Origin of the sequence: Saccharomonospora iraqiensis subsp. paurometabolica YIM 90007 (assembly GCF_000231035.2) — a bacterium.
GTDB classification, from domain to species: Bacteria; Actinomycetota; Actinomycetes; order Mycobacteriales; family Pseudonocardiaceae; genus Saccharomonospora; species Saccharomonospora paurometabolica.
Window position 1 is genome coordinate 89,527 of record NZ_KI912258.1, and the last position, 6,777, is coordinate 96,303.

A 6,777-nucleotide genomic window follows, 5' to 3' on the forward strand; every position below is an offset into this window, starting at 1 on the left:
CCTGCCGCCCGCGGAGGCGCGGTCGGCGGCCTCGGCGTCGGAACCCGCGTCGGCGTCCGGGTGCGCGGGGTGCCCCCGGTGCCGCAGTGTCTCGGCGGTGTCCCGGAGGGAGTCGAGGGAGCGCTGCGGCTTGCGCACCCGCTTGACCTTGCGCAGGCCGAGGTAACCGAACACGCCCGCGACCACCAGCATCGCGAGGAACACGATGCCGAACGCGGCCCAGCGCGGCAGCCACTGCGCCAGCAGTTCGCCGAGGAAGAAGAACAGGAAGAACGAGCTGTACAGCGCGATGACCGCGGCCACGACGAAGAAGACACTGCCCTTGAACGCCTTCTTCGCCTCGCCGACGGCCTCGGCCTTGATGAGCTCGACCTCGGCTCTGACCAGCGTGGACACCTGCTGGGTCGCGTCGTGGACCAGCGAGCCGATCGACGCGGAGTCGGTGGCGGTTCCGTCGTCCGACGACAGCGGGATGTACGGGACGGCGCCCGTCCCGTCGCTGTCACCTGGGTGGTGTTTGGGGCTGCTCACGCGCCTCATCGTGCCACGTGATCAAACCGGGGGCGCGCCGGGCGCGGGACGGGAGGTCAGCCCACCGCCGTTCCGGAGAGCAGCCCGACCACGTACGTCACCGACATCGTCAGCGCCCCGACCCCGACGTTGCGGACCGCCGCGCGGGTAGGGGCCGCGTTGCCCAGGCGGGCACTGACCCACCCCGTGATGCCGAGGGCCACGGCGACGGCTCCGGCGGTGGCGAGCACCCGGACCGGGAGCGGGGTGAGGGTGATCGCCAGCAACGGCAGCAGCGCACCCACCGTGAACGACACCATCGACGCGGCCGCGGCCTGCCACGGGCTGGTGAGCTGGTCGGGATCGATCTGCAGTTCGGCCTCGGCGTGGGCGCGCAACGGATCCCGGGCGGTGAGTTCGCGGGCGACCTCGGCGGCCAGCTTCCGCGACAGGCCCTTGCGCTCGTAGATACCGGCGAGCTCGCGCTCCTCCTCGTCGGGCATCGTGCGCAGTTCCTGCCGTTCGAGCCGGAGCAGGGCGCGTTCGGTGTCCCGTTGGGTGGACACGGAGACGTACTCGCCGCCCGCCATCGACAGTGCGCCGGCGACCAGGCCCGCGATGCCCGCGAGCAACAGAGCGGTGCGGTCGGTGGTGGCGCCGGCGACCCCCACCACGAGTCCGGCGGTGGAGACGATGCCGTCGTTGGCGCCGAGCACTCCCGCGCGCAACCAGTTCAGCTTGCCACCGACGTCGTGGTGGTGCGGTTCGTCCGGGTGCGGGTGTCCGGCATCGCTCACCCCGTCCATCCCAACGCACCGCCCGCGGCGGGGCAACACGGACGGTGCGTCGGGGTCCGGACCTCCGGCCCCGGTGGTCCGGACGGGTGGGTCAGCTCTCCAGGTCGGCCAGCGCCTGCCGCGCCTGCTCCAGCTCGGCCTCGAGCTGGGCGACCTTCGCCTGCTGCTGCTCCCGCGCGGCGTCGATGACCTCGTCGATCGGCGCGGAGAGGTCCTCGTGCAGCTCGCGGGCCGCGCGGGAGACGGCGGCGGCCGGGATGTCCAGTCCCTTGGCGACCCACTTGCTGCCGTGCTTGAGTTCGGCCTGCCACTCGCCGTCGGCCGTGCCCGTGACGGTCAGCGTCAGCTCGACCGTCCTCGTCTTGCGTGCGCCGGCCTTGCTCTTGCCGGTGCCCTTCCCGCGCGTGGCCTTGGACGACTCCTGCTCGGGTGCCGCGCCGGTGTCGCCGGGCGTGCCCTCCGTGCCGCCGTCCTCGGGCTGTCCCTGCGGTCCCGGTTCGCCTGCCGGGCCGTCGTCGGCGGCCGGGACCTGCGGGCTCTCGTCCGTCGTCTGGGTGGCGGAACCAGCGGAATCAACGGTCATCGTCGGTGTCGTCTCCTTGAGGCGGCTGGATGTCGATACGAGCGGTGAGGATAGAACGTGCGTTCGAGTGCGGGCCCGGCGGGTCCGCCCGCGGCACGTCGGGAGAAAAGACGAACGGAATCGCCCGGGGTTGCGCCCGTAACTGTATCGAGACCTTCGTGAAACGAATTTCTTCCCCGAATGTTGCTCCTTCACGCGTTACACCGTTCCACTCGAAGGGGTGAAACATCGCGCGAGATGCCATCCGGGCCGGCGTGCCGGCTGCCGAGAGTAATTCCGGAGAGCGCCGCACAGGGGTTGTCGGAGCGGGCTCGTCGGGGTTCGAACAAACCCTCGGTAACACTCGTGCCCTCCGCAACGATCATACTTTTCTCCCTGGCACGCCGGGGATCGCGGCGTGGCCGCCCGGCACCGTGTGGACGGTGCCGGGCGGCCGGGGAGAAGGTGCCGCCCGCCTTCGGCGGCGGTTCCCTCGGCTCACGTGCAGTTTTGTCGGAAAAGGGAACCTGCTGTCGGCCGGGGAAACGGGCTTTGTTTTAATAGCGTCCACCTCGCCCAGTTGATCTATGCCCCAGGGACAGGAAATGGAAACTACCGAGATTCGCCGGGAGCGCCCGGCCCGCGGGTCCGGCCGCAGGCCGTCGTCCCGCAAAGTGGTCGCAGCCGCGGCCGCGACCACGATGACGCTGCTCGCGTCCGCCTGCGGTGGTGGTGGCGGTGGGGACGCCGCCGACGCCGAGGGAGGTTCCGGGGACGCGGGCAAGCTCCCCGAGGCGACCACCTACGGCACTCTCGCCGACGCCCCGGAGGACCCGGACCCCCAGGGGTCCACCGACGGGGAGGTGGTCCACCCCAAGCGCGAGCTGAAGATCTACGACGAGGTCGACGGTGAGGCGTTCGCGCGTCTGCCGGAACAGCAGATCTCGTCCCCGACGTGGGTCCCGGTCATCGAGCGTGAGGGTGACTGGGCACAGGTCCTGCTGCCCACCAGGCCGAACGGTGCGGCCGGGTGGATCAAGGCGGGCGAGAGCGACGTCGAGACCGCGCAGAACGACTACGTGGTCAATGTGGACCGGGAGTCCTTCACCCTCGAGATCGTCGAGAGCGGCGAGCAGATCGGCGAGTACACGGTCGGCATCGGCAAGGAGGAACACCCGACCCCGGCCGGACGTGCCTACATCATCGCGTCCATCCAGGACCAGGTGAAGGACTACAGTCCCATCGTCCTCCCGTTGAGCGCCCACTCCAGCTCGCACGAGACCTACGGCGGTGGCCCCGGCACCGTCGGGATCCACACCTGGCCGGACGACAGCGTCTTCGGTCAGCGCTCCAGCGACGGGTGCATCCGGATCGACAACAACGGACTCGATGCGCTCGCCGAACTGCCGCTCGGCACGATGGTCAACATCACCTGATCGGCCGAACGGTCCTCCGTAACACCGCACGACCCAGTTCCCACTGATACGAAAGGTATTCCCTTGTCGAAGAAGAAGACGACGGCCGTCGGCGCCACCGTCCTGTCCGCGCTCGTCGCCGGCGGTGTCGCGTTCACCCCCGTCGCCACCGCCCAGGAGCCGGTCCAGGACTCGGCCTTCGCGCTGGGCGCGGAGGGCCTGCTGAACGTCAGCAAGATCCCGCACGTGCAGGGTGAGGGCAAGGACCACCTGGTCTACACCGAGCTGCCCCCCGGCGACCAGGCGATCCTGTCCGCCGGTGTGTTCAACGCCGCCGCCGACGACGGCTTCGCCAGCGCGAGCACCGCGGACGTGGGCGTCAACCTGCCCGCCGCTCCGCTGATCAACGCCTCGCTGATCAAGGCCGAGTGCGTGGACGGTGAGGCCCGGACCTCGCTGGTGGACCTCCAGGTCGGCACCGAGAAGATCGCGATCGACCAGCTCAAGCCGAACACCGAGATCATCCCGGACCCGCTGCAGGGCATCGCGCGGCTGACGCTGAACAAGCAGGTGGAGAACGAGGACGGCTCCACCACCGTCACCGCGATCGCCGTCGACCTGCTCAACAGCACGCAGACCCTGGACATCTCCCAGGCCACCTGCGCGATGAGCGACGAGGGCGACGACGAGGAGCCGACGGACCCGACCGAGCCGACGGACCCGACGGAGCCGACCGAGCCGACCGACCCGGGTGACGGCAACAACGGCGGCGACGACGACAACGGCGACGACGACAACGGCGCCGACGACGGCGACGAGGCCGGCGACGACGGCAAGGCCCCGAAGCCGACCCCGCAGCCGGGCAACCTCGAGGTGACCGGCTGACCTGACGGTCGAGACCGGCACGCCGGTGAACACCGGCACAGCTGACAAAGCGGCCCCCATCCCGAGCGGATGGGGGCCGTTTTGTCGTGTCCGTCGCGTGGGTCCGGCCCGCACCCGTGCGGGCCGGACCGGACCCGACGCTCACTCGTCGTCCGCGCCGGACTTCAGCCCGCTGGAGATGAGGTCCATGACGGAGCTGTCCGCCAGCGTCGTCACGTCCCCGACCTCCCGGTTCTCCGCGACGTCCCGCAGCAGCCTGCGCATGATCTTGCCGGAGCGGGTCTTCGGCAGTTCGGGAACCACCATGATCTGCCGGGGCTTGGCGATCGGGCCGATCTCCGCGGCGACGTGGTCCCGCAGCGCCTGGATGGCCTCGGCCCCGCCCGCGTCGTCCTCGGCCACCCCGCCGCGCAGGATGACGAACGCGACGATGCCCTGACCCGTGGTCGGGTCCGTGGCGCCCACGACGGCGGCCTCGGCGACGCTCGGGTGCGAGACCAGCGCGGACTCGACCTCCGTGGTGGAGATGCGGTGCCCGGAGATGTTCATCACGTCGTCCACCCGGCCGAGCAGCCAGATGTCGCCGTCGGTGTCGTACTTGGCGCCGTCCCCGGCGAAGTAGAAGCCGTGCTCGGCGAAGCGCGACCAGTAGGTCTCGCGGTAGCGCTCGTCGTCGCCCCAGATGCCGCGCAGCATGGCGGGCCACGGCTTGTCCAGCACCAGGTAGCCGCCTCCGCCCCTGCCGACCTCGGCACCGTGGTCGTCGACGACCTTGGCGGAGATCCCGGGCAGCGGGCGCTGGGCCGAGCCCGGCTTGGCGTGGGTCACCCCGGGCAGCGGAGAGATCATGATCGCACCGGTCTCGGTCTGCCACCAGGTGTCCACGATCGGGCAGCGGTTTCCGCCGATGTGCTCGCGGTACCACATCCACGCCTCGGGGTTGATGGGCTCACCGACCGAGCCGAGCACCCGCAGCGAGGACAGGTCGTACTGCGCGGGGATGTCGGCGCCCCACTTCATGAACGTCCGGATCAGCGTGGGCGCCGTGTAATAGAGGCTGACCCCGTAGTTCTGCACGATCTCCCAGTGCCTGCCCTCGTGCGGCGTGTTGGGCGTGCCCTCGTAGACGACCTGGGTGGCGCGGTTGGCCAGTGGTCCGTACACGATGTACGTGTGCCCGGTGACCCAGCCGATGTCGGCGGTGCACCAGTAGACGTCCTCACCGGGCTTGTGGTCGAACACCGCGTCGTGCGTGTAGGCGGCCTGGGTCAGGTAGCCGCCGGAGGTGTGCAGGATGCCCTTCGGCTTCCCGGTCGTTCCGGAGGTGTAGAGGATGTAGAGCGGGTGCTCGGAGTCGAACGCCTCCGGGGTGTGCTGATCGGACTGCGCGTCCAGCAGCTCGTGCCACCACAGGTCCCGCCCCTCGGTCCAGGGGACGTCCTCCTCGCCGGTGCGGCGCACCACGAGCACCTTCTCCACGCTCTCCGCGCCGGCCAGCGCGTCGTCCACGTTGGCCTTCATCGGCGCGGCCTTGCCCCGGCGGTACTGGCCGTCCGACGTGATCACCACCTTCGCCCGGGCGTCGTCCACCCGGGAGCGCAGCGCGGTCGGGGAGAACCCACCGAAGACGACACTGTGCAGCGCGCCGATCCGGGCGCAGGCCAGCATCGCCACGATCGCCTCGGGGATCATCTGGAGCTGGATGGCCACCCGGTCGTGCGCGTCGACGCCGAGCGAGGTCAGCGCGTTCGCGGCGCGGCTGACCTCCGCCTGCAGCTCGGCGTAGGTGATGTCCCGGGTGTCGCCCGGCTCGCCGACCCAGTGGATGGCCACCTGGTCGCCGTACCCGTTCTCGACGTGCCGGTCGACGCAATTGTAGGCGACGTTGAGCCTGCCGCCGACGAACCACTTCGCGAACGGGGCGTCGGACCAGTCGAGTACCTGTGACCACGTCGTCTCCCAGTGCAGGCGCTCGGCCTGCCGGGCCCAGAAGGCCTCCCGGTCCGCATCGGCCTCGGTGTAGGCCTGCCCGGTGACGTTCGCCCGCGAGGCGAATTCGTCGCCCGGCGGGAACGTACGGCTCTCGGTCAGGAGGTTGTCGAGTGCCGGTGACTGCTCTGTCATGGTTGCGAGTCCTCTTCCAGGTCCGACATACAGGGTCCGCGCACGCGGAGGGCTCCGCGCACGCACGCCGGTGGCGACGTTAGTACCGCATCTCACAAGAGTGCAGCCACGCCACGACGGTCGACAAGTGACGCCGGACGAGCGGCTGACGAGCGGTATACGAACGCCGTCGTGCCCACGGCGCGGTCCGCGTGCCCGGCGGAACCCGGGTACGGAGCCCGGGAACGGCCCGGGTGCGGGTACCGACGGCGACCGAGGGCACACACCGGCACCGCCGCCGACCGGAGGCAGCCGGGCGCTGCCTATGCTCGCGGGCATGACGCAGCACCAGCCCTCCGCCGATCCGCTCGCCCCGCTGATGGAACTGGACGGCGTCGCCGAGGCGGCGGACAGCGCGCGCGAGGCCGTGTTCGGCGTACACCGGCACCCGGCGAACCTGCGCGGTGGCTCCGCCACGGCGGCCGAGGCGTCGGTGCGGGCGGCG

General features: G+C 70.6%; 6 protein-coding genes and 1 pseudogene. 3 read left to right on the forward strand and 4 right to left on the reverse strand.

The features are described 5' to 3' along the window. The 3 genes from SACPADRAFT_RS28855 to SACPADRAFT_RS0219675 all read right to left on the reverse strand — a co-directional run. The coding region (locus SACPADRAFT_RS28855; RefSeq protein WP_007025882.1) for a phage holin family protein at nt 1–540 on the reverse strand (540 nt) is incomplete at its 3' end. A gap of 47 nt (nt 541–587) precedes the next feature. Beyond that, nucleotides 588–1,316 (reverse strand): VIT1/CCC1 transporter family protein, encoded by a 729-nt coding sequence (locus SACPADRAFT_RS0219670; RefSeq protein WP_007025881.1) that lies wholly within the window; start codon nt 1,314–1,316, stop codon nt 588–590. Nucleotides 1,317–1,398: 82 nt separating this feature from the next. Continuing rightward, a complete protein-coding gene (locus tag SACPADRAFT_RS0219675) occupies nt 1,399–1,890 on the reverse strand; it encodes a DUF6319 family protein (RefSeq protein WP_007025880.1) in 492 nt (163 codons plus the stop codon). A 653-nt stretch (nt 1,891–2,543) separates the two neighbouring features. On the opposite strand from SACPADRAFT_RS0219675, the gene SACPADRAFT_RS0219680 reads away from it, so the two are divergent. Further along, the gene (locus tag SACPADRAFT_RS0219680) at nt 2,544–3,305 is read left to right on the forward strand and encodes a L,D-transpeptidase (RefSeq protein ID WP_028662614.1); all 762 of its coding nucleotides are present in this window, start codon (nt 2,544–2,546) and stop codon (nt 3,303–3,305) included. A 63-nt stretch (nt 3,306–3,368) separates the two neighbouring features. Further along, nucleotides 3,369–4,169, forward strand: coding sequence for a choice-of-anchor P family protein (locus SACPADRAFT_RS0219685; protein ID WP_007025878.1), 801 nt, complete (start codon nt 3,369–3,371; stop codon nt 4,167–4,169). 141 nt (nt 4,170–4,310) lie between these two features. Here SACPADRAFT_RS0219685 and acs read toward each other — a convergent pair whose 3' ends face one another. Beyond that, complete coding sequence (acs, locus tag SACPADRAFT_RS0219690) at nt 4,311–6,293, reverse strand: acetate--CoA ligase (RefSeq protein ID WP_007025877.1); 1,983 nt, start codon at nt 6,291–6,293, stop codon at nt 4,311–4,313. Between the two features lie 304 nt (nt 6,294–6,597). On the opposite strand from acs, the pseudogene SACPADRAFT_RS33300 reads away from it, so the two are divergent. After that, a pseudogene (locus SACPADRAFT_RS33300) lies at nt 6,598–6,777 on the forward strand (oxidoreductase); the annotation flags it as partial.

What these genes read in the sequence shown, in the direction of transcription:
- acs (WP_007025877.1), bottom strand. Translation starts at nt 6,293, where the DNA reads ATGACAGAGCAGTCACCGGCACTCGACAACCTCCTGACCGAGAGCCGT.
- SACPADRAFT_RS0219675 (WP_007025880.1), bottom strand. Translation starts at nt 1,890, where the DNA reads ATGACCGTTGATTCCGCTGGTTCCGCCACCCAGACGACGGACGAGAGC.
- SACPADRAFT_RS0219670 (WP_007025881.1), bottom strand. Translation starts at nt 1,316, where the DNA reads ATGGACGGGGTGAGCGATGCCGGACACCCGCACCCGGACGAACCGCAC.